The sequence below is a fragment of the Nonomuraea sp. NPDC001831 genome (assembly GCF_042892035.1).
Taxonomy (GTDB): Bacteria; Actinomycetota; Actinomycetes; order Streptosporangiales; family Streptosporangiaceae; genus Nonomuraea.
The window spans coordinates 492,628-512,470 of sequence record NZ_JBIATU010000001.1 but is presented as its reverse complement, the minus strand read 5'-3'; the positions used below and the strand labels follow the sequence as shown (position 1 = coordinate 512,470).

The 19,843-nt window shown below is 75.3% G+C and carries 14 protein-coding genes and 1 pseudogene; 6 read left to right on the top strand and 9 right to left on the bottom strand.

Going from position 1 to position 19,843, the window contains the following annotated elements:
* Nucleotides 1–177: 177 nt before the first annotated feature.
* From ACFYYW_RS02290 to ACFYYW_RS02275, 4 genes are read left to right on the top strand one after another with little or no spacing between them, the layout of a single operon-like run.
* Entirely contained in the window at nt 178–3,831 is a 3,654-nt protein-coding gene (locus ACFYYW_RS02290) for an amino acid adenylation domain-containing protein (RefSeq protein ID WP_387644066.1), read from the top strand.
* Nucleotides 3,824–7,597 carry a type I polyketide synthase gene (locus ACFYYW_RS02285; RefSeq protein ID WP_387644064.1) on the top strand — a complete coding sequence of 1,258 codons (3,774 nt, stop codon included), beginning with the start codon at nt 3,824–3,826 and terminating at the stop codon, nt 7,595–7,597. The genes ACFYYW_RS02290 and ACFYYW_RS02285 overlap by 8 nt, the downstream gene beginning before the upstream one ends.
* Nucleotides 7,594–9,036, top strand: coding sequence for an amino acid adenylation domain-containing protein (locus ACFYYW_RS02280; RefSeq protein WP_387644061.1), 1,443 nt, complete (start codon nt 7,594–7,596; stop codon nt 9,034–9,036). The genes ACFYYW_RS02285 and ACFYYW_RS02280 overlap by 4 nt, the downstream gene beginning before the upstream one ends.
* Nucleotides 9,033–9,272 (top strand): phosphopantetheine-binding protein, encoded by a 240-nt coding sequence (locus ACFYYW_RS02275; protein ID WP_352324691.1) that lies wholly within the window; start codon nt 9,033–9,035, stop codon nt 9,270–9,272. The genes ACFYYW_RS02280 and ACFYYW_RS02275 overlap by 4 nt, the downstream gene beginning before the upstream one ends.
* Nucleotides 9,273–9,352: 80 nt before the next feature.
* Here the strand turns inward: ACFYYW_RS02275 and ACFYYW_RS02270 are convergent, their stop codons facing one another.
* The 8 genes from ACFYYW_RS02270 to ACFYYW_RS02235 form a co-directional block, all read right to left on the bottom strand.
* Nucleotides 9,353–10,015, bottom strand: coding sequence for a hypothetical protein (locus tag ACFYYW_RS02270; protein ID WP_387644058.1), 663 nt, complete (start codon nt 10,013–10,015; stop codon nt 9,353–9,355).
* Between the two features lie 25 nt (nt 10,016–10,040).
* Nucleotides 10,041–10,832, bottom strand: a complete 792-nt coding sequence (locus ACFYYW_RS02265; RefSeq protein WP_387644055.1) for a BTAD domain-containing putative transcriptional regulator — start codon at nt 10,830–10,832, stop codon at nt 10,041–10,043.
* Nucleotides 10,833–10,846: 14 nt separating this feature from the next.
* Entirely contained in the window at nt 10,847–13,921 is a 3,075-nt protein-coding gene (locus tag ACFYYW_RS02260; RefSeq protein ID WP_387644053.1) for an amino acid adenylation domain-containing protein, read from the bottom strand.
* 17 nt (nt 13,922–13,938) lie between these two features.
* The gene (locus ACFYYW_RS02255; protein WP_387644051.1) at nt 13,939–14,607 is read right to left on the bottom strand and encodes a hypothetical protein; all 669 of its coding nucleotides are present in this window, start codon (nt 14,605–14,607) and stop codon (nt 13,939–13,941) included.
* 119 nt (nt 14,608–14,726) lie between these two features.
* Complete coding sequence (locus ACFYYW_RS02250; RefSeq protein ID WP_387644048.1) at nt 14,727–14,975, bottom strand: Lrp/AsnC ligand binding domain-containing protein; 249 nt, start codon at nt 14,973–14,975, stop codon at nt 14,727–14,729.
* 34 nt (nt 14,976–15,009) lie between these two features.
* Nucleotides 15,010–15,645: a hypothetical protein gene (locus tag ACFYYW_RS02245; protein ID WP_387644046.1), complete on the bottom strand. Its 636-nt coding sequence runs from the start codon at nt 15,643–15,645 to the stop codon at nt 15,010–15,012.
* Nucleotides 15,642–16,415, bottom strand: coding sequence for a HisA/HisF-related TIM barrel protein (locus tag ACFYYW_RS02240; RefSeq protein ID WP_352324699.1), 774 nt, complete (start codon nt 16,413–16,415; stop codon nt 15,642–15,644). Before ACFYYW_RS02240 ends, ACFYYW_RS02245 begins: the two co-directional genes overlap by 4 nt.
* A 13-nt stretch (nt 16,416–16,428) precedes the next feature.
* A complete protein-coding gene (locus ACFYYW_RS02235) occupies nt 16,429–17,448 on the bottom strand; it encodes a zinc-dependent alcohol dehydrogenase family protein (protein ID WP_387644044.1) in 1,020 nt (339 codons plus the stop codon).
* An 11-nt stretch (nt 17,449–17,459) separates the two neighbouring features.
* Between ACFYYW_RS02235 and ACFYYW_RS02230 the strand changes: the two are divergent.
* A pseudogene (locus ACFYYW_RS02230) lies at nt 17,460–17,528 on the top strand (pentapeptide repeat-containing protein); the annotation flags it as partial.
* A gap of 15 nt (nt 17,529–17,543) precedes the next feature.
* On the opposite strand, the gene ACFYYW_RS02225 reads toward ACFYYW_RS02230, so the two are convergent.
* Nucleotides 17,544–18,794 (bottom strand): FAD-dependent oxidoreductase, encoded by a 1,251-nt coding sequence (locus ACFYYW_RS02225; protein ID WP_387644041.1) that lies wholly within the window; start codon nt 18,792–18,794, stop codon nt 17,544–17,546.
* A gap of 194 nt (nt 18,795–18,988) precedes the next feature.
* Here ACFYYW_RS02225 and ACFYYW_RS02220 point away from each other — a divergent pair, with 194 nt between their 5' ends.
* Nucleotides 18,989–19,828: a universal stress protein gene (locus tag ACFYYW_RS02220; protein ID WP_387644038.1), complete on the top strand. Its 840-nt coding sequence runs from the start codon at nt 18,989–18,991 to the stop codon at nt 19,826–19,828.
* The last annotated feature ends 15 nt before the right edge of the window (nt 19,829–19,843 follow it).

Sequence of the window (19,843 nt, the reverse complement as noted above, 5' to 3'; positions counted from 1 at the left end):
TCGTGCTGTGACAGGGCTCTGACGTGCGCGGCGGTCGCCGTGTGCCCCCCTGGAGGCCCGGGTAGGGGCGGCGCCCGGCCCGCGGAATCCCGCGAGCAGCGATCGGACGAACAAGCCGGCACGATCACGCGAGCAGACGCTCACGCGACCACCTGACCAGTCGAACGGGAGCTCCCAGTGACACGACGACCGCAGGAAGGGATCGAGGCGTTCCTGGCAGAAGTGGGCGGCGACGCCTCTCCGGAACTGCACGAGACGACCGTGGAACGGCCGGTCCCCGTTCCGCCGGACGCGGCGCGGGAGCCGGCGGTCCGCCTCGTGGCGGGCCTCGCCGCCCTGCTCTCCCTGTACGGCGCGGACGGCGGCGTGCGGCTCGCCCTGCACCTCCCCGGCGACGGCCCGCCCCGGACGGTCGAGGTGCGGGTCGGGGTGGACGTCCCGTTCTCCCGGCTGTGCCGGGAGGTGTCGGAGTGCCCCGCGCTCTCCCCGCCGCCGGCCACCCTCACGGTACGGACGACCGGCCCCGGAGGGAACGCGCCGGGCCCGCTGCACGTGCGCCTGGCCCTGGAGGAGGGACGGCCACGGGCATGGCTGGGCGTGTCCGGCCCCCGCCCGGCCACGGAACGCGTCGGACAGCTGACCGGCTACCTGAGTGCCCTGCTGGACACGGTGGCCCGAGCGCCGGACCGGCGGCTGGGCGACCTCGACCTCGTCACCCGCCCGGCTCCCGCCCCGGCGGGGCCGGCGGCGGCCGGCGCCACCGTCCACGGTCTCGTCCGGGCACAGGCCGAGGCGCAACCGGAAGCGGTGGCGGTCGTCGGGGACGGCGAGCGCGTCACGTACGGCGAGCTGTGGCGACGGGCCACCCGGATCGCGGGCGGCCTGGCCGCGACGGGGGTCCGGCCGGGAGACCCCGTCGCGCTCAGGCTGCCGCCCGCCCCCGCCACCGTGGAGGCCATCCTCGGCACGCTCCTGGCGGGCGCCTGGTACGTCCCGATCGATCCCCGCCATCCCGGATCCCGGGCCTCGTTCATCCTCCAGGACAGCCGTAGCCGGCTCCTGGTCGAGGAGACCCCGTCCGGGGAGGACAGCGCCGTCACGCTCGACGACCTCCGTGCGGCGGCCGGGGACGCCCCGCTTGCGGAGCTTCCGGGATCATCACCCGCCTACTGCCTGTACACCTCGGGCACGACGGGGCAGCCGAAGGGCGTCCTGGTCACCCACGCCAACGTGGTGTCCCGGATCTCGGGCCCGCACTTCCCCTTCGACTTCTCGCCGCACGACGTGTGGGCGCAGTTCCACTCCTGCGCCTTCGACATGTCGGTCTGGGAGATCTTCTGCTGCCTGGCCACCGGCGGGCGGCTGGTCGTCATGCCGGACGGGGACGTCCAGAACCCGTGGGCGCTGCGCGAGACGCTGCTGCGCGAGCGCGTCACGATCCTCAACCAGACGCCGTCGGCCTTCGCCCGGCTGGTCGCCGTGGACGACGCCGACCCCAAGCCGCTGCCGGACCTGAGGTACGTGCTGTTCGGCGGCGAGCGGCTGGACCCGTCCCGGTTACGCGACTGGCACCGCCGCCATCAGGGCGCCCGGCTGGTCAACCTGTACGGGATCACCGAGGCCACCGTCCACGCCACGGTCCACGAGGTGACCGCCGAGGACTGCGAACGGGACGTCAGCCCCATCGGCCGCCCCCTCCCGCACACCAGTGTGCACCTGGTGGACCCGCGTACGGGACGGCGGCTCGTCCCGGAGGGCGCGACCGGCGAGATGTGGCTCGGCGGAGCGGGCGTCGCCGCGGGGTACCTGCGCCGGCCTGAGCTCGACCGGGAACGGTTCGTGCGGGACGCGTTCGGCGCGGACGTGCTCCTGCGGACCGGTGACCTGGCCCGCCTCGGCCCCGACGGCGGCCTGCTCTACCTGCGCCGCGTGGACGACCAGTTCCAGTGGCACGGCTACCGGATCGAACCGGGCGAGATCGCCGCCCGGCTCCGCGAGCACCCCGGCGTCGGCGACGCGGCCGTGCTGCTGGAGGGCGGCTCCGAGGGCAGGATCGTGGCCTACCTGGTGCTCTCGGGCGCGCCGCCGACGCCCGACGAGCTGGGCGGCCACCTGGCCGAACGGCTGCCGCCGTACATGATCCCGCACGCCTACGCCACCGTGCCCGGCCTGCCGGTGACCGTCAACGGCAAGCTCGACGTCGAGGCGCTCGCCGAGAACGCCGCCGACCTACGCAAGGCGGACGCGGACGAGGCACCGGCCTCGGCCACCCAGCGGCAGATCCACCTGGCCGACCGCCTGCTCCCCGGCTCCTACCAGGAAACCGTCGCCTGGCGGGTGGCCGGGCGGCTGGACGACGGCGCGCTGCGCCGGGCCGCGGCCGAGCTGACCGGGCGGCACGAGATCCTCCGCACCCGCTTCCGCTCCGGCGAGCACGGGCTGCGCCAGCTCGTCGGCGACCCCTGGCAGCCGGACGTGGACGTGCGGGAGATCCGGTCCCGGGAGGTGTCCGAGGACGACGTCGCGCGGTGGGCGGCCGGGGCTCCCGCCCTGGACCCGGCCGCGGGACGGCTGCTGCACCTGGCCGTCCTGCGCCCCGCCGACGAGGACGACGTGCTGGTGCTGCGCCAGCACCACCTGGTCACCGACGGCGGCTCGGTGCGCGTCCTCATGCGCGACCTCGGCCGCTGCTACGCGGCCGCGCAGGCGGGCGGCGCACCGCCGCCGTGGGAGGGGCCGCAGTTCCGCGACGTCGCGGCGGCCGAACTCGCGCGGGACGACGAGGCCGCGCTGGCCCGTGCCGGACGGCGTCTGGCCGGCGCGCCGAGCACGATCCTGCGGCCGGCCGCGCATCCCGGCGAGCAGCCCGTCACGGTTCCGCTGCCGCCGGTGCGGGGCGCGGAGCTGGGCGCCGCCGGGCGGCGGCTGCGGGCCACCCCGTTCACGGTGGTGGCCGGCGCCGTGGCCGCCGCTCTGCACCGCTGGACCGGACGCGACGACGTCACCTTCGGCGTGCCCGCCGAGAACCGAGCCGATCCCGCGCTCGCCCAGGCCGTCGGGCCGTGCGTCAACCTGGTGGTCCTGCGTTCCCGCACCGGGCCGGCCGGCACCCCGGACGAGCTGGTCGCCGTCCTGCGCGACCAGATCGCCGAAGCCGTCGACGACCAGCACGTGCCCTACGAGCGGGTCGTGGCCCGGCTGCGTCCGGCCCGGCGGCTGGACGCGGCGCCGTTCTGCGAGGTCCTGCTCGCCTTCGAGACCGGCGACGACGGCGAGCCGGCCGAGCTGGGCGGGCGCCCGTTGACCAGGATGCGTTTCCCGGAGACCCGGCCGCACGCCGCCCACCCCGTCATGATCACGGTCTGGACGGCCGCGGACGGCGGCCTGGACGGAACGATCACCTGCCGGGGCGGCCTGCTGGACGAAGGCGACGCGGCCCGCCTCGCGCGGCTCGTCGCCGCGGCCCTGGACGACCTCGCCCGGGGGCGGACCACCCCGCTGAGACCCGGCGACCCGCCGGCGGCCGCCCCGCCACGGGCGGACGCGGGAGGCGCCGGCCGCCCCGGCGGGCCGGCGGCGGCGCTGGAGGAGCACGTCCTGGGCGTGTGGCGCGAGGTGTTGCGCCGGCCGCGGATCGGCCTGGACGACAACTTCTTCGAGGCCGGCGGCGACTCCGGCCTGCTCACCCGCGTCCAGGTGCGGCTGGAGGACGAGCTCGGCGCCGAGGTGCCCGTGACGGTGTTCTTCGCCTGCCCGACCGTGCGTTCCCTCGCCGCCCGTCTGACCGCGGACGGTGTGACGGCGGCCGTCGGAGGAGGCGGGCATGCCTGACCTGATCGCCATCGTGGGCATGGCCTGCCGCTTCCCCGGCGCGGCGGACGTGCGACGGTTCTGGCACAACCTGCGCACCGGCGCCGACACGATCGAGCGCCGCCCGAACCCGCGCGGCGGCGCGGACCCGTCCGGCGAGGGGTTCGTCGCGGCGTACGGCGTCATGCCGGGGGCGGCCCTGTTCGACTGGCGCTACTTCGGCTACAGCCGGGCCGAGGCCGCGTCCATCGATCAGCAGCAGCGGGTGTTCCTGGAGACGGCCTCGCTCGCGCTCGACGACGCGGCCCTCGACCCGGTCCGCTTCGACGGCGCGATCGGCGTCTTCGGCGGCTGCGACCCTCCCCTGGTCAAGGACGGCGCTCCGGAGACCGCCTGGGACAAGGACATGCTGGCCACCCGGGTCGCCTACAAGCTCGGCCTGCGCGGACCCGCGATCACGGTGCAGTCGGCGTGCTCGACCTCGCTGCTGGCCGTGCACCTGGCGTGCCGCAGCCTGCGCGACGGCGAGTGCGACGTGGCGCTGGCCGGGGGCGTGCGCATCGGCGTCCATCCGGAGGGCGGCTACCGGCATGTCGAGGGCGACGTGCTCTCGCCCGACGGCTACTGCCGGCCCTTCGACGCCGGGGCCCGCGGCACCGTGCCCGCCGACGGCGTGGGCGTCGTGGTGCTGAGGCGGCTGGCGGACGCCCTGCGCGAGCGGCACGAGATCGTCGCGGTCGTCCGCGGGTCGGCGGCCAACAACGACGGCGCCCGCAAGGTGGGCTTCACCGCTCCGTCCGTGCAGGGGCAGCGGGACGTGACGGCGCGCGCCCTCGACGCGGCGGGCGTCGATCCGGCCGAGGTGTCCTACGTCGAGGCGCACGGCACCGGGACCCGGCTCGGCGACCCCGTCGAGGTGGCGGCCCTGACCGAGGCGTTCGGCGCGCACACCGGGCGGGCCGGGTTCTGCGGCCTCGGCTCGGTCAAGGGCAACATCGGGCACGCGGGCGCGGCGAGCGGCGTCGCGGGCCTCATCAAGACCGCGCTGATGCTCCGGCACGAGGAGATCGTCCCGAGCGCGCACTTCGAGCGCCCCAACCCGGACCTGGGCCTGGACGGCGGCCCCTTCCGCGTCGCGACGGAGCGGCGGCCGTGGCCCGGCCCCGCGCTGGCCGGGGTGAGCTCGCTCGGTATGGGCGGGACCAACGTCCACGTCGTGCTCGCCTCGCCACCGGCGCTGACGGCGGGCACGCCCCGTCCTGGGCCGCGGGTGCTGTGCCTGTCGGCGCACAGCGCGCCCTCCCTGTCCGCCTACCGCAAGGACCTGGCCGACCGGCTCGGCGCCGCGGACGCCCCTTCGATGCCGGACGCCGCCCGCACGCTGAGCCTCGGCCGCCGCGAACTGCCCCTGCGACGGGCGGTGGTGGCCGAGACGCCGGAGGCGGCCGTCCGCGAGCTGGCCAGGGAGACCACACCGCTGCGGGCGCGGGACGCCGGGCGGGTCGCGCTGCTGTTCCCCGGCCAGGGCGGTCCGCGGGCCGGCGGCGCCGCCGATGCGCTGCGCGCCTGCCTGCCCGCCGTGCGGGAGGCCGACGCGCGCGCCCGGACCGTCCTCGCGAAGCGGCTCGGGCTCGACCCGGACGTCCTGGGCCGGGACGGCGGCGACGACACGCTCGTCCAGCAGGTGAACCTGTTCGTGCTCGGCTACGGGATCGCGCGCCAGCTCATGGACTGGGGCCTGCGGCCGGTCGCCGCGCTGGGCTCCAGCCTGGGCGAGTACACCGCGGTGGCCGCCGCCGGGCTGTGGACGTTCGAGGACGCCCTGGTCCTGGTGGCGGAGCGCGCGACCGCGATGCGCGCCTGCCCGCCCGGCCGGATGCTGGCCGTCGATCTGCCGCTCGACCGGGTGGCGGAGGCGGTGCCCGGGTTCGGGCGGGACACCAGCCTGTCGGTGGCGGTCGAGGACGTCGGTCGTACGATCCTGGCCGGCCCGCGCGAACGCGTCGAGCGGCTGCGCGCGGAGCTGGCGGCGGCCGGAGTGGCCCACGCGCCGCTGCGTACGGGCCACGCCTTCCATTCCCCGTCCATGCGCGCGGCCGCCGACGCGCTGTCGCGGGCCGTCGCCAGGACGCCCGTGCGGGGCGGCCTCGACTTCACCGTGCTGTCCGGCCTCACCGGCGAGCCCCTGGACGCCGGGACCGCGGCCGATCCCGGCTACTGGGTGGCGCAGCTGTGCGGCACCGTCCGGATGCGCGCCTGCGTGGGCGACCTGCTGAACGGCCCGGCCGAACTGTTCGCCGAACTGGGCGCGGGAACCGCGACGACGGCCTCCCTGCGGCGCCATCCGTTATGGAACGCGGATCTCGCGGCCGTCGCCCTCCCCGGCCGCCACGGCACGGACCGGACCGGCGTGCTCGACGCGCTTGGCTCCCTGTGGGCCCACGGCGCCCCCGTGAACTGGACCGACGTGGACAATCCCGACCAGGACGCCCCCACCCGGGACGACCCCGCCGCCTGGCGGCGCCGGGCGCTCCCGGCCCCGCCGTTCGACCCGGTCACGCCGGACGACGCCACCCCGCTCCCGCCGCCCGCGACCTCCCCCGACCGGCCGGACGCCGCCCGCACGTCCTTGGCGGACCTGTGGCGGGACGCGCTCGGCGTGGACGCGGTCTCCCCCGAGGACGACTTCTACCGGCTGGGCGGCGAGTCCCTGGGGCTGGTCCGGCTGGCCGCCGCCGCGCGGGAGCGGCTGGGGGCCGAGATCCCGGTCGGCGTCCTCGCCGAACGCCCCACCTTCGGCCACCTGCTCGACCTCGCCGGACGCCCCACCTTCGGGCAGCTGATCGACCTCGCCGACCGACCGTCCGCCGGCGACCGACCGGACGCCGGGGACGGGCCGGACGCCGGGGACGAGCCGGACGCCGAGCCAACGCTCCTCGCCCGGGGCCCGTCGCCCGACCCGATCTTCCTGGTGCCGCCCGCGTCGGGCAGCTCGCTCGCCTACCGGCCGCTGGCCGGCGCCCTGACCGGCCGGACCTGCCACGCCTTCGACACCCCCGGGCTCGTCGCCGGGACCCGCCACCCCGGCACGGTCGAGGCCCTGGCCGCCGGCCACGTACGCCAGCTCCGGCGGGTACGGCCGGACGGGCGGCCCGTCGTCCTGCTCGGCTGGTCGATGGGGGCGGTCGTGGCCCACGAGATGGCCCGGCAGCTGACCCGGGACGGTGACCCGGTCGCCCTCCTGATCTGCGTGGACGGGCATCCGCCACCAGGGCCGGGCATCCCCGTGGGCGCCCATCCCCGCCATCTGGCCGACGCGCTGAGCCACCTGCGCCACCTGCGCCGTGCCCGCCGTAGCCCCGGCGCAGCCGCCACCGGGACCGCGACCGGGACCGCCACCGGAGCCGCCACCGGAGCCGCCACCGGAGCCGCCACCGGAGCCGCCACCGAGGCCGCCACCGAGGCCGGGCGGCGCATCGCCGGGCTCGTCGAGGCGTCCGGCGACGGGTTCGACCTCGCGGGGGTCTACCGCCGCAACCTGCGCGCGCTCCTCCTCCACCGCCCCCGCCCGGTGCCCTGCCCGGCGGTCGTCCTGCGGGCCGGCGCCTCGCCGCGCCGCTGCCGGTGGCTGGAACGGTGGCTCTCGTCCCTGTACCCGGCCGGCGTGCGGGTGCGGCCGATCCCCGGCGACCACTGGAGCGTGCTGACCGACGAGGGGGCCGCCGCGATCGCCCACGCCGTGCAGGACGTCCTGCCCCCGACCACGCGAGAGGTGAGCTGCCCATGAACGTGACCGTGCCCGACATGGTGTCGCGGATCGCCGCCGTCCAGCCCGGCCACGTCGCGATCGAGGACGACCGCGGCGGCCTCACGTACGGCGAGCTGCTACGGCGCGCCGTCAGCGGCGCCGCGGCCCTGGACCGGGCGGGCCCGCCGGGCGCGCCGGTCTGCGTGCGCCTGCCGCGGGGGCGCGACTTCGTGGTCGCCGCGCTGGCGGCCATGTTGTCCGGCCGCCCGTACGCGCCCATCGACGCGGCGCTCCCCCGACGGCGGCAACGGGCCCTGCTCGACCAGATGGGGCCGGGCACGATCCTGGTGTCCGGCCGCTCCGGCCGCACGCCCGGCGAGCTCGACCGGGGCGGGACGGAGTTCCGGCGGACCCGGGCCCGGGCCGCGTACATCGTGCACACCTCGGGGACCACCGGGACGCCCAAGGGGGTCCTGGTCGGCCACGAGAGCCTGGCCAACCTGGTCTCCTGGCACCACCGCACCTACCGGACGGGCCCGCGCACCCGTCAGCTGCACACCGCCGGCCTGGGGTTCGACGCGGCCGTCTGGGAGATCTGGCCCTGTCTGTGTGCCGGGGGCACGCTCGTGGTCGCTCCCGACGAGGTGCGGGTCTCGCCCGTGGAGCTGGTCGAGTTCGGCCGCGAGCGGGCGATCGACATCCTGTTCGCGCCCACCCCGCTCGCCGAGATGCTCGTCGAGCTGGACGCCGACGACGACATCCCCTGGCGCACGATGCTCACCGGCGGTGACGCGCTGCGCCTGCGCCGCCTCCCTCGGGGCTGGGACCTGGTCAACCACTACGGGCCCGCCGAGGCGACCGTCTGCGCCACCTGGCACCCCATCGGGCGGGTGCCGGACTCGGGCCTGCCGCCCATCGGCCGGCCGATCGACGGCGCCCGCGTCGTCCTGGTGGACCCGCGGGGGCGGCCCGTGCCTGCCGGGAGCACCGGGGAGATCCACATCGGCGGCACGGTGCTCGCGCTCGGCTACCATCGCCGGCCCGAGGAGACCGCCCGCCGCTTCGTCACCCTGCCCGGCCTTCCCGGCCGCTGGTACCGGACCGGCGACCTGGCCGCCGCGAACGCCCGCGGCGAGCTGGAGTTCCAGGGACGGATGGACGACGGCCAGCTCCAGGTGCGCGGCGTACGCGTCGAGGCCGCCGAGATCGAGGCCGCGCTGCTGCGCCATCCGCGCGTCCGCCAGGCGGCCGTCGCCACCGTCGGCGACACGCGTGCCCTCGGGGCGCTCGTCGTGGTGTCCGGGCCGTGCCCCACCGTGGGGGAACTGCGGCGTTTCATGTCGGCGGACCTGCCGGAGAGTGCCATCCCCACCCGGGTCGTGCCCGGCCCGAGGATCCCGTTGACGGCCAACGGCAAGATCGACCGGCCCGGCGTGCGGCGCCGGCTGGCACAGGAGCAGAACAGGAGCGGGCGATGACCATCCCCCTGACCGGCATGGTGGAGATCTGGCGTGAGGTCCTCATGGTGGACGACGTCGGCCCCCGATCCGACTTCTTCGACCTCGGCGGCCACTCGCTGGCGGCCACCCGCATCGTCCAGCGGGTCGAGGAGGTGTGCGGCGTCCGGCTTCCGGTGTCCGCCGTCCAGGACCATCCGACGCCCGAGGCCCTGACCGCCCTCGTCGCCGGCCCGCCGGACACGGGCCGGGGATAGGGATGCGGGCGGGCAGGGCCTGGTCCCCGGGTGGCCGGCTGGGCTGTCCGGTGGCCTGATCCCCGGGGACCGCCAACGCGTCAGCCGACCGACACCGCTCGCCAGAAGTACCCCATGACGTCGCGCATCACGTCGCTGAGGCGCAGCGCCTCGTCCGGGTCGTCGCCGGCGTCGAGCCCGGCCTGGATGAAGGCGACGGCCGACGCGCTCAACCCCTCCGGCTCGCCGCCGTAGAAGGCTACCGCCTCCTCGGGCGCGCCGCTGCCGGGGCTGCGCAACCAGGCGCCCAGCTCGTCGGAGGTGTCGAAGTACGAGCGGACGTCCACCAGCGAGGCGGCGCCCAGGCCGGCCCGGTTCGCGTTGAGCGCGAGCCAGCTCAGGTAGGAGCCGTAGGCGTAGGCGGTGAAGCCCTCGGCCCGGCCGTCGGCTCCGGTGCGCGGTTCGATGGGCAGGACGCGCGCGCAGTCCAGAAGTTTCGTCCGGGCGCGCGACGCCATTTCCTGCAGACGCAGGCAGTACACGTCCTCCGGCTGGCCGGCGAACCTGGACGCGGCCAGCGCGTAGGCGGCGAGTTCGGTGCGGTTCAGCCGCACCTCGAATTCCAGCAGCCGCCGCAGATCCGCCGGCGTGAACCGGTCCTCCCGCAATTTCGCGACGATCGGATTGTCGATCGGGTTTTCCGCCGTCCGCCGGCCGATCTCCTGCACGAGGGAGACGGCGTCGAGCCTGCGGTCGGTCTTCATATCGGTTTCTCCTTGTCTCGTCCGGCTATTTGGTGGATCGATTGAGAATGGCCAGCATTTGCCTTTCCAACGCGGGCGAGGGGGACAGCCCGATCTCTTTCGCGAAGGACACGCGGGCGAGTTGGTAGATCCCGAGCGCGTCGGCGGGACGGCCCGCGCGATGCAGCGCGACCATCAGCTGGGAATAGAGCCGTTCTTCGAGGGGGTTCTGCAGCACCAGCGCCTCGAGCTGGGGGATGATCTCGACGTGCCGGCCCAGGTCGAGGTTGATCTCTATGAGGCTGGCGGTGGTCAGCATCCGCCGGCTCTCCAGGAGCTGCGCGGCCTGGTCCCTGATCGGGCCGCGCGGCACGTCCTGCAGCGCCGGGCCGCGCCACAGCGCCAGCGCCTCGCGGAGGAGGGCGACGGCCCTGTCCGGCTCGGCCGACTTCACCGTGTTCGCCGCCGCGTCGAGCTCTTCGAAGCGCACGGCGTCGATCGCCTCGGCCGGAACCTGGAGACAATATCCGGGATAGCGGGTCTGCAGGGATATCGGCAGGCCGTGGCGTTCCCGCCAGCGCATGATGGACATCCGCAACCGGGACGCGTGCGCGTGGAGCGCGTTCGCCGCCTGCCTGGGCGGGTCGTCCCGCCACAACTCGGCGACCAGGTCCTCGACCGGGACGACGTCGCCGTGCCGGAGCAGCAGCACGGCGAACAAAGAGCGTTTTTTCGGGCCGGCAATCTGAATCCGGTCTTCATCGACCCTGACTTCCAATGGGCCCAGAATGTCAAATGAGATCATCATCGCCCGCATCGATTGTGCCGCGCCCGGCAACTGTAAATGTTAACTTATCCACGGGAACCGCGCGGAGAATGTGTTTCTCGGGATGCTGTTGTGCTTTGATGCAGGTAGCCGGTTTCGCGCAGCCATCCGATATAGAGGTCGAGCAGTCCGGCGTCCACGGGTGGGCAGGCGGCCGGCACGTCCGGGGCCGCCTCGGCCAGGTTCGTGAGATCCGGCTCCGGCAGGGCGCCGGCGAGCTGCCGGGCCGGCACGGAGCCGGCCGCCGCCTCCTCGCCGGTGAGCAGCGTGAGGTACCCGGCCAGCGGCGCAGACGGGTCGGCGGCGCAGAGGCGTTCCATCTCCCGCACCCAGTCGTCCCTGGAGGTGACCCGGACGGGGTAGCCCTGCCGGCGCAGCCGCTCGACCAGCAGTGACAGGGCGGCCGGGCGCGGGTTCGCCAGATGATAGACGCGGCCGCGCGCCGGCGCCCCGGCCAGCAGCGCCACGACGGCCTCGGCCACGTAGTCCACGGGGACGAAGTCCAGCCGGAGCGGCACGTCCGGCGCGACCCCGGACTCGGCGATCGCCTTGATCACGGCGGCCATCATGGTGCCGGTGTTCCACACGCCCCGGTCCCGGCTGCCGGTGATCTCGTACGGCCGATAGAGGGCGACCGGCAGCCCGCGCTCCGCGGCCTCGTCCAGCAGGGCCTCGGCCACCCATTTGGTCTCCGCGTACCCCTGCCGCAGCCGGTCCGGACGCGGCAGCGGATCGTCCTCGCGCACCCGCCCGCCGGCGGGCGGCCCGTCCGCGGCGGCGAGCACGTCCACCGTGGACACGTGGTGGAAGGGGCGCGCGCGCCCGCCGTGGGCGGCCAGGCGGACGAGCGAGCGCACGCCGCCGACGTTGACGTCCCGGAGCCGGGAGTAGGGATAGACGAAGTTCACCCTGGCGGCGGCGTTCAGGACGACGTCCGTGCGGCCGGCGAGCCCGTCCAGCTCCGCCGCCGTCAGCCCCAGGCCGGGCCGGGCGAGGTCGCCGGGCACCGCGGTCACCCTCGTGTCGAGGTCCGCCGCCGGCAGGCCGTACCTGCGCAGGGCCGCGCCGATCCGGCGGATCCCGTCCTCGCCGTCCGCCGCCCGCACGAGGCACGACAGGCGCAGGTCCGTGACGTCGAGCAGCCGCCGGACCAGGAAGGCGCCCAGGAATCCGGTCGCGCCGGTGACCAGGATCTCCCGAGGGGGCGCCGGGTCCGCCGGGCCGAAGCGGAGGCCGGGGTCGAGCCGGGCCTCCCGGGCGAGGTCCACGTCCCTCTCACCGTCCGCGCCGTCGGCCCCCGCGCGCAGGGCGGCGATCCGGGTGGCGAACGCCTCCAGCGACGTGGAGTCCAGCAGCGCGCGCACCAGCGCGGGGCCGGGGAGGCCGCCCATGCCGGGGCGGGCGCGCAGCGCGGTGACGATCTGGACGGCCTGCAACGACGTGCCGCCGAGCTCGTAGAAGTCGTCGGCGCGGGACTCCACCGGCGTCCCGAGCACGGCCGTCCACACCTCGGCGGCGCACCGCTCGATCTCGCCTCGCGGCGGGTCGGCGGGGCCGGCCGACGGCCGGCCGCCGGCTTCGGCCAGGGCGCGGGTGTCCACCTTGCCGCTGCTGTTCAGCGGCAGCTCGTCGGCGACCGCGACCCGGCCGGGGACCATGAACGCGGGCAGCCGGTCCCGCAGGAACGCCCGCACCCGCAGCGCGAAGGACCGCCGGTCCTCCGCCCGCCGCGGCACCGCCCACGCCACCAGCGCCCGGTCGCCCCGCCCGGACTCCCGTACGGTCACGGCGGCCTCGCGCACCTCCGGATGGGCCGCCAGCTCGGACTCGACCTCGCCGATCTCCACCCGGTAGCCGCTGACCTTGACCTGCCGGTCCAGCCGGCCCAGGAAGTCCAGCACGCCGCCTGGCCGCCAGGCCGCCCGGTCGCCGGTCCGGTACATGCGCGCGTCCCCGCCGAGGAACGGGTCGGGCAGGAAACGTTCGGCCGTGCGTTCCTCGTCGCCCACGTAGCCGAGCGCCACGCCGTCGCCGCCGACGTACAGCTCCCCTTCCTCCTCGGGCTCGCACGGGCTGCCGTCCTCGCGCAGCACGTAGCAGGTGGAGTTGGCGATCGGCCGTCCGATGGGCACGCGTTCGGCGTCCGGCGGCAGTTCGGTCACCTCGTGGGCGGTGGAGAACGTGCCGTTCTCCGTGGGACCGTAGCCGTTGACCAGGTGCTCGGGCGGCCCGGCGGCCAGGACCCCGCGCACGCAGTCGGGGTTCAGCACGTCCCCGCCCGCCACCAGGTAGCGCAGCGAGGAGAACATGCCGGGGTCGGCGAAGCCGAGCTGGTGGAACAGGCCCGCGCTGAGCCACAGCACGGTCGCGCCGCGCTCGCGCAGCTCGCGGGCCAGGTCCGGCGGCGACAACAGCGCCTCGGGCTCGGGCACGACGAGGTGGGAGCCGTTCAGGTGCGCCCCGAAGATCTCGAAGCAGGACACGTCGAACGTCGGGTTCGTGGTGGCCAGGACGACGTCGTCGGGGCCGAACGCGGCGCAGTCGGTCCCCGTCGCCAGCCGGACGGGCCCGCGATGCGGTTCGGCGACCGCCTTCGGCACGCCGGTGGACCCGGAGGTGAAGATGACGTAGGCCGGATCGGTCGCCGAGGCCACCTTCGGCGGCAGCGGTCCGGCCTCGGGCACCGGCCCGTCCAGCAGCAGCACGTGCCGCGCGTCCGGCAACGGACGCCGGTGGGCGCGCGTCACGACGTGCTCGACGCCGAGCCGCCGGGTCAGCTCGCGCAGCCGGGCCACCGGGTCCTCGGGGTCGAGCGGGACGTACGCGCCGCCCGCCTTGAGCACGGCCCAGATCCCCACGACGGCCTCGGCCGACCGTTCCACGGGCAGGGCCACGGGCGTCCCCGCCCGCACGCCCTGCCGCCGCAGCACCCTGGCCAGCGCGTCCGCGCGGCCGGCCAGCTCCCGGTAGGTCAGCGTCCGGCCGCCGCCGGTCAGCGCGGGCGCGTCCGGGGTCCGGGCGGCCTGGGCGTCGAACAGCTCGGGCAGCACCGCGTCGCGCGGGTAGGGCCGCGCGGTGTCGTTCCATTCCTTCAGGCTCATGTGGGGTCCTCTCCAGCTCAGCCGGTGTGCGCGGCTGCCGTCCAGAAGCTGCCGATGTGCTCCTCCAGCTGCCGGGCGCGGGTGATCGCGGTGGCCTTGTCCTCGCCGTTGCGCAGGCCGTGCTCGACGACCTCCAGCGCCCGCCGTTCCAGCTCGTCGGACTGGCCGCCCTCGTAGTAGTCGACGAACTCCTGCGGCACGTCCAGCCCCTGCTTGCGGACCGCTTCGAGCAGGGCCTGGCAGCCGGGGAAGTAGACCGTCATGTCCGTGTGGAGGGCCAGCGCGTTGTCGGCCTGGCCGCCGTGCAGCGCCAGCCACGAGACCCAGCCGTTGAACGCCTGCGCGTCGGGCCCGGACGGCCACCGCCCCGCCGCGGCCGGGTCCATGCCCAGGGGGCGGACGCAGGCCAGCAGCTTGGGGTGCGCGTCGTACACCAGGCGGGCGACGTCCAGGTAGAGGCCGACGACGGGGCTGTCGGAGAAGCGGGCGATCACGGTGCCGTACGCGGCCAGCTCGGCGATGTGGCACTGCAGCTCGATGCCGACGAGCCGGCGCAGGTGCTCCAGGGTGAGCCCGCCGACCTCGGCCAGGTCCAGCAGGCGGTTGCCGACCGGAGAGCGGTCGCGCAGCCGTCGGAGCTCGGTGACGGCGGAGGTGGCCAGGGTGAGCTCTGCGGTGGCGGTCATGGTGAAACCTTTCTCTTGTGCGGACATGTCTGCGTTCCCCGAGGTCGTGACAAGGGCCTGACGCGGACCTGACATCCGGCTGCCGCGCGTCCCCGGCGAGCGTCCCCGGCCGAGCGTCCCTAGCCGAGCAGCGTGCGGACGATCAGCTCGGCGGCGAGGGCCTGCGCGCCGGCCTGGCGCAGGCGGGCCATCGTCCCCCGGAGCTGCGCGCCGTCCTCGCAGGCCACCCGCACGGTCAGGTCGTAGTCACCGACGACCACGTGCGCGTGCACCACGCCGCTCATCTCGCGCAACCTTCGCTCGTAGTCGCGCGTCGTCACCCCGGGGGCCAGGCGGACGTGCACGTCGGCCCGGACCGGGGCGGTCATGCCGGGCTCCTGCCGTGGCGTCCGGGCCGGCCCCTCACGTGCGGGCCGCCGCCGTCCAGAGCAGGGCCATGTACCTGTCGCACAGCCGGGCCGCGCGGAGGGCCTCGCCGGGGTCGTCGCCCCGGGCCAGGCCGTCGTCCACGACCGCCGCGGCGTCGTCGGTCAGCAGGGGGTCGGGGCTGTTGCCGTAGTAGGCCGTGAACTCCCCGGGCACCGTCACGCCGTGCTCGTCCAGCAGCCGCACCAGCTCGACGGCGCCGCCGTAGTAGACGCCGTCCGGGGCGGAGTACAGCGACAGGGCCATGGCCGCCTGGCTGCCGTGCAGGGCCAGCCAGGAGACGTACCCGCAGAAGGCGTGCGCGGCCAGGTCGTCGCCGAGGTCCGGCGGCTCGCCCAGCCGCTCGGCCACGACGGCGAGCGCGGCACGCGCCTCGTCCACCAGCCCGGCCACCTTGAGCAGGAAACCGGCGGCCGGCGGGTGCGGGAACTGGGTGAGCAGCTCGCCGTAGGCCACGAGCTCGGCATGGTGGTAGGCGCGCTCGATCGCGACGAGGCGGCGCAGGTGGCCGACGGTGACCCGGCCGTCGGCGGCCAGGGCGAGCAGCGGGTTGGGCGGCGGCGACTGCGCCCGGGCCCGCGCCAGCTCCTTGATCAGCGTCTCGGCGGTCATTCCGCGGCGCCTTCCACGGGATTTCTGAGGCCGCCCTTGTCGAGGAACTCGTGCGCCTGGGTCATCGTGGCCTGGCCGCTGTGGAAGAGGTTGTTGACCAGGGCGTGCCGGGCGCCGCCCGTCGTGAGCCCCTCGTACAGGTGCTCGACGGCGCCGGCGCCGCCCGAGGCGATGACGGGGACGCCCACCGCCGAGGCGATGGCCGGCGTCATCTCCAGGTCGTAGCCGTTGCCGGTGCCCTCCTGGTCGAGGCTGTTGGCCAGCAGGCGGCCGGCGCCCAGGTCGGCCAGCATCTTCGCCCAGACGACGGCGTCCAGGTCGGTCTCCTGCTCGCCGCCGCGGATGGCGACGTTCCAGCGGCCGTCGCCGGCGCGGGCGACGTTCATGACGCCCACCACGCGGCCGGATCCGTGCCGCTGCACGAGCGTGTGCAGGACCGAGGGGTGCTCCACCGAGGTGGTGCTCAGGCCGACCGCCGCCGCGCCCGCCGTCAGCAGGGCCTCGGCCGCCTCGATCGAGGGCATGTAGCCGTTGTCCACGGTGACCCAGAACGTGCCGCCCGTCCCGCTCAGCGCCTGGATCAGGGGCAGGAACGTCTCGTGCTCGGTCCATGGCTCCTGCACGTCCACGAAGATCGGCCCGGCGCCGTCGCGCAGGTAGACCGAGGCGATCTCGACGGCGTCGGCGGGGTCGGCCAGGCCGGGGATGCCCGAGGGGGGCGTCGCCCTGCCGCCGGCCACGTCGATGCACGGGATGATGAGGTCGTTCATGATGTCCTTTCCGTCATTCGGGTTGGGGGTCGCCGGCCGGCCCCGGGGCGGGGACGTCCGGTCGTCGTTCGGTGAGCAGCACCTTTCCCGCGCCGCCGGTCCGTGCGGTGTGCCGCACCGCCGCCCTGACCTCGGGCAGCGCGTACCGGCCGGCCACGTCCACGCCGGGCCAGCCGTCGGCGACGTCCGCGACCACCTCCTCGGTGAGGCGGGCGCGGTCGTGCGGCTCCAGCGCGGCGAGCCGTTCGGGCAGCCAGAACCCGCGCACGGTGAGGGAGGAGAAGATGACCTGGCGGGACGGCAGCGGGATCGGCTCGCCGGACAGCGCCCCGAACACGACGAGCCGGCCACCGGGACGCAGGCAGTCCAGCAGGCCGCGGCCTGTCTGGCCGCCGACCGAGTCGATCGCGGCGGCCGCCCCGCCCGACGTGACGGCCAGCACCCGGTCCACCCACGGGCCGGCGGAGACGTCGATCACCTCGTCCGCCCCCAGCAGGCGCAGCTGCGTCACCTGTTCCGGCCGCCTGACCAGGTGCAGGCACCGGATCCGGCGTCTGGCCGCGTAGGCCAGGACCATCCGGCAGACGGCTGACGCGCCCGCCGACAGCAGCAGCCACCCGCCGGGCGGCACGTCGAGCTGGTCCACCAGCAGGCGCGCCGCGAAGGGGTTCACCGTGAGCTGGCAGGCGACCTCGTCGGGCATGGCGTCCGGGACCGGGATCAGCTCGGCGGGTGCGGCGCTGACGTAGTCCTGCCAGGTGCCGGTGGCGGCCACGGCGACCCGCGCGCCCTCGCGGTACGTGCCCGCCCGGTCGGCCCGCTCCACCACGCCCACGCCCTCGAAGCCCGCCGGTGCGGGGAACGTCGCCTCGCGTCCGTACTCTCCTCGCACGTACATCAGGTCGGAGGGGTTGATCGGCCGGGTGGTCATCCGTACGAGCAGGTCGTCCGGCCCTTTGACGGGGACGGGCACGTCGTCCACGGACAGGACGGCGGCGGGGTCACCGTGATGGTGGAACCGCACGGCGCGCATGACATACCTCCTTGCCTCTGTCGGATTTGTCTCGGTCGGACTTGTCTCGGTCGGACCTGTCCCGGTCGGACCTGTCCCGGTCGGACCTGTCCCGGTCAGGCGGACAGGAGCTCCGCCAGGCGCGGCGAGCGCGGCGCGAGCCTGCGGGCGACGGCGACCGCCGACCGCACGGCCGACTCCTGGCTGGAGACCCACGTGGTGTACTGGCCGGCGAGGTGCAGCCCACCCCGTCCCTGCAGCGCGTCGAGGCGGCGCTGGGCCCGGACGGCCGCGGGCGTGATGAGCAGATGCCGGTAGTCCTCCCGCAGGACCACCTGCCTCGGCAGGCGGTCGCGGTGGGTGAGCTGGCTCTTGAAGACCTCGACGCCCCTGGACGGGCCGAACCAGTCGGTGCTCTCGCTCCAGCCGTCGTGCACCTCGAAGGCGCTGGTCGACCAGTGGGCGCGGCTCTCCGGCAGGTAGGCGGGATCCAGGTGCAGCGCGTACGTCGTGTCCACCGGCTCGAAGCAGGCCAGGACGTCGCGGACCTCCTGGGTGCCCGCCAGCGGCCCGAGCAGCCGCACCGCCTCCCACGGCGGCACCGCGAGGACCAGCTCGTCCACGACGTGCCGCTCGCCGGCGGTGTCGAGGAGCTCGTAGCGCCCGTCCGCGCGGCGGATCTGCCGCACCCCGGCCGCGGTCCTGATCCTGGCGGCGGGGGCGCGCGCGGCCAGGGCCCAGGCCGTGCTCTCCAGCCCCGGGAGGAGCTGCTGCCATCTCGGCTCGCCCGCGGTGTTGACGTAGAAGGCAACGGCGGCGCGGGCCGAGAGGGTCATGGCCTGGTCGAGGCTGCAGCAGAACAGGAAGGCCGGGCGGGCGTACAACACGTCCCGCTTGATCTCCTGGCTCACCGGCAGGGGCTCGACCAGGTCGGCCAGCGGTCGTTCCCAGCTGACGTCCTCCTTGTCCCATTCGGTGGCCCGCTGGAGGAAGGCCCCGACCGCCTGCCAGGCCGCCCCCAGCCGCTCGTCCCGGGGCCAGGACGGCTCCGGGGTGTGCGGGCTGACCAGCAGCGGCTCCCGCCGTCCCGCCTTCAGGACGGTGAGCGAGGCCGGCAGGTCCACGAACTGCTCGTCGCCGTACCCCAGCAGCTCCAGCAGCCTGCGATGCGTGGGGAACAGGTCCGGCGAGACGTCCTGGGCGCCGAAGTCGAGTGTCGCCTCGCCGCCGTCGGCGCGGACGCGGACCGACCGCATCGTGCCGCCGACGCGGTCGCGGGATTCGAGCACCACGGTCTCGCAACTGTCGGCCAGGAGCCAGGCCAGGGTGAGCCCCGACAGACCGGCTCCGACGATTCCGACGCGCATGTCATTTCACCTTGAGAAAGCTAGAGGGGACGTGCTCCGGTAGCGCGCCATTACCCGTCGCCCTGGAGATCGCACGGCGACTTCCGGGGAAATCGCCGGGCGTACGGCGGATGTCAGCGCGAATTCAGGGCCATGTCAGGAATGCGTGGCAGCGAATTGTCCGGCAATGCTGGCGCGACGAAGGAGGAATTCCCATGAACGGGCCGTCGAACAGAGCCCCCGTGGTGGTCGGCGCCGACGTGTCCGCGCCTTCGTCGGTCGCCCTGGAATGGGCGGCGGAGGACTCGATCCGCCGGAAAAGGCCGTTGCGGATCGTGCATGCCATGGATTTGGCCGGATATTTCGCGGGGCCTCCGGCGGCCAAGGCGTTCGCCGCTCCGATGATCGTCGAATCGGCGTACGAGATCGCCGTGGGGGTCGCCGCCGACGCGCTGGCCCGGGTCCGCGGCAGGGGGCGGCACCCGGCGGTGACGGCGCACGTCGCGCCCGGTGCGCCGGCGGCCGTCCTGCGCGACGCGGGGCGGGACGCCGTCGAGATCGTGATCGGCCACCGTCCCCGCAACGAGGTGATCGACCTGCTGTTCGGCTCGGTCGCCCTCGCGCTGGCCGCCAGGGCCGACGCGCCGGTGGTCGTGGCCAAGCGCGCGACGGCACGTCCGTACGACGACGTCGTGGTGTTCCTGGAGCCCGGGCCCGCGCCGGACGCCCTCCTCGGCTACGCCTTCCGGACCGCGTCCGCGCACGGCGTCCGGCTGCGCGTCCTGCGCGCCGGCTCGGCCGCCGGACCTTCGCTGGGCAGGTGGCGGCGGCTGCATCCGGAGGTCCGGGTGCACGAGCAGCGCTGCGACGGTGACGCCCGCTCCGCGCTCCTGGCGGCCTCGGTCGCGGCCCGCCTGCTCGTGGTGGAGGCCCGGCGTCCGATGGGGGTTCTGGCGTGGCGGCGGCCGTGGGGGCTGGCCCGGCTGATCCGGCGCTCGGCGTGTCCGGTGGCGATCGTCCCCGCGCCGGCGGGCTCCGGGCGGCCCGGGCCCTGAGCGGCGGTTCGTAGC

Coding starts and splice junctions, on each gene's coding strand:
- ACFYYW_RS02240 (WP_352324699.1), bottom strand. CDS start 16,415: ATGAACGACCTCATCATCCCGTGCATCGACGTGGCCGGCGGCAGGGCG.
- ACFYYW_RS02270 (WP_387644058.1), bottom strand. CDS start 10,015: ATGAAGACCGACCGCAGGCTCGACGCCGTCTCCCTCGTGCAGGAGATC.
- ACFYYW_RS02260 (WP_387644053.1), bottom strand. CDS start 13,921: ATGAGCCTGAAGGAATGGAACGACACCGCGCGGCCCTACCCGCGCGAC.
- ACFYYW_RS02275 (WP_352324691.1), top strand. CDS start 9,033: ATGACCATCCCCCTGACCGGCATGGTGGAGATCTGGCGTGAGGTCCTC.
- ACFYYW_RS02225 (WP_387644041.1), bottom strand. CDS start 18,794: ATGCGCGTCGGAATCGTCGGAGCCGGTCTGTCGGGGCTCACCCTGGCC.
- ACFYYW_RS02245 (WP_387644046.1), bottom strand. CDS start 15,645: ATGACCGCCGAGACGCTGATCAAGGAGCTGGCGCGGGCCCGGGCGCAG.
- ACFYYW_RS02255 (WP_387644051.1), bottom strand. CDS start 14,607: ATGACCGCCACCGCAGAGCTCACCCTGGCCACCTCCGCCGTCACCGAG.
- ACFYYW_RS02285 (WP_387644064.1), top strand. CDS start 3,824: ATGCCTGACCTGATCGCCATCGTGGGCATGGCCTGCCGCTTCCCCGGC.
- ACFYYW_RS02220 (WP_387644038.1), top strand. CDS start 18,989: ATGAACGGGCCGTCGAACAGAGCCCCCGTGGTGGTCGGCGCCGACGTG.
- ACFYYW_RS02235 (WP_387644044.1), bottom strand. CDS start 17,448: ATGCGCGCCGTGCGGTTCCACCATCACGGTGACCCCGCCGCCGTCCTG.
- ACFYYW_RS02280 (WP_387644061.1), top strand. CDS start 7,594: ATGAACGTGACCGTGCCCGACATGGTGTCGCGGATCGCCGCCGTCCAG.
- ACFYYW_RS02250 (WP_387644048.1), bottom strand. CDS start 14,975: ATGACCGCCCCGGTCCGGGCCGACGTGCACGTCCGCCTGGCCCCCGGG.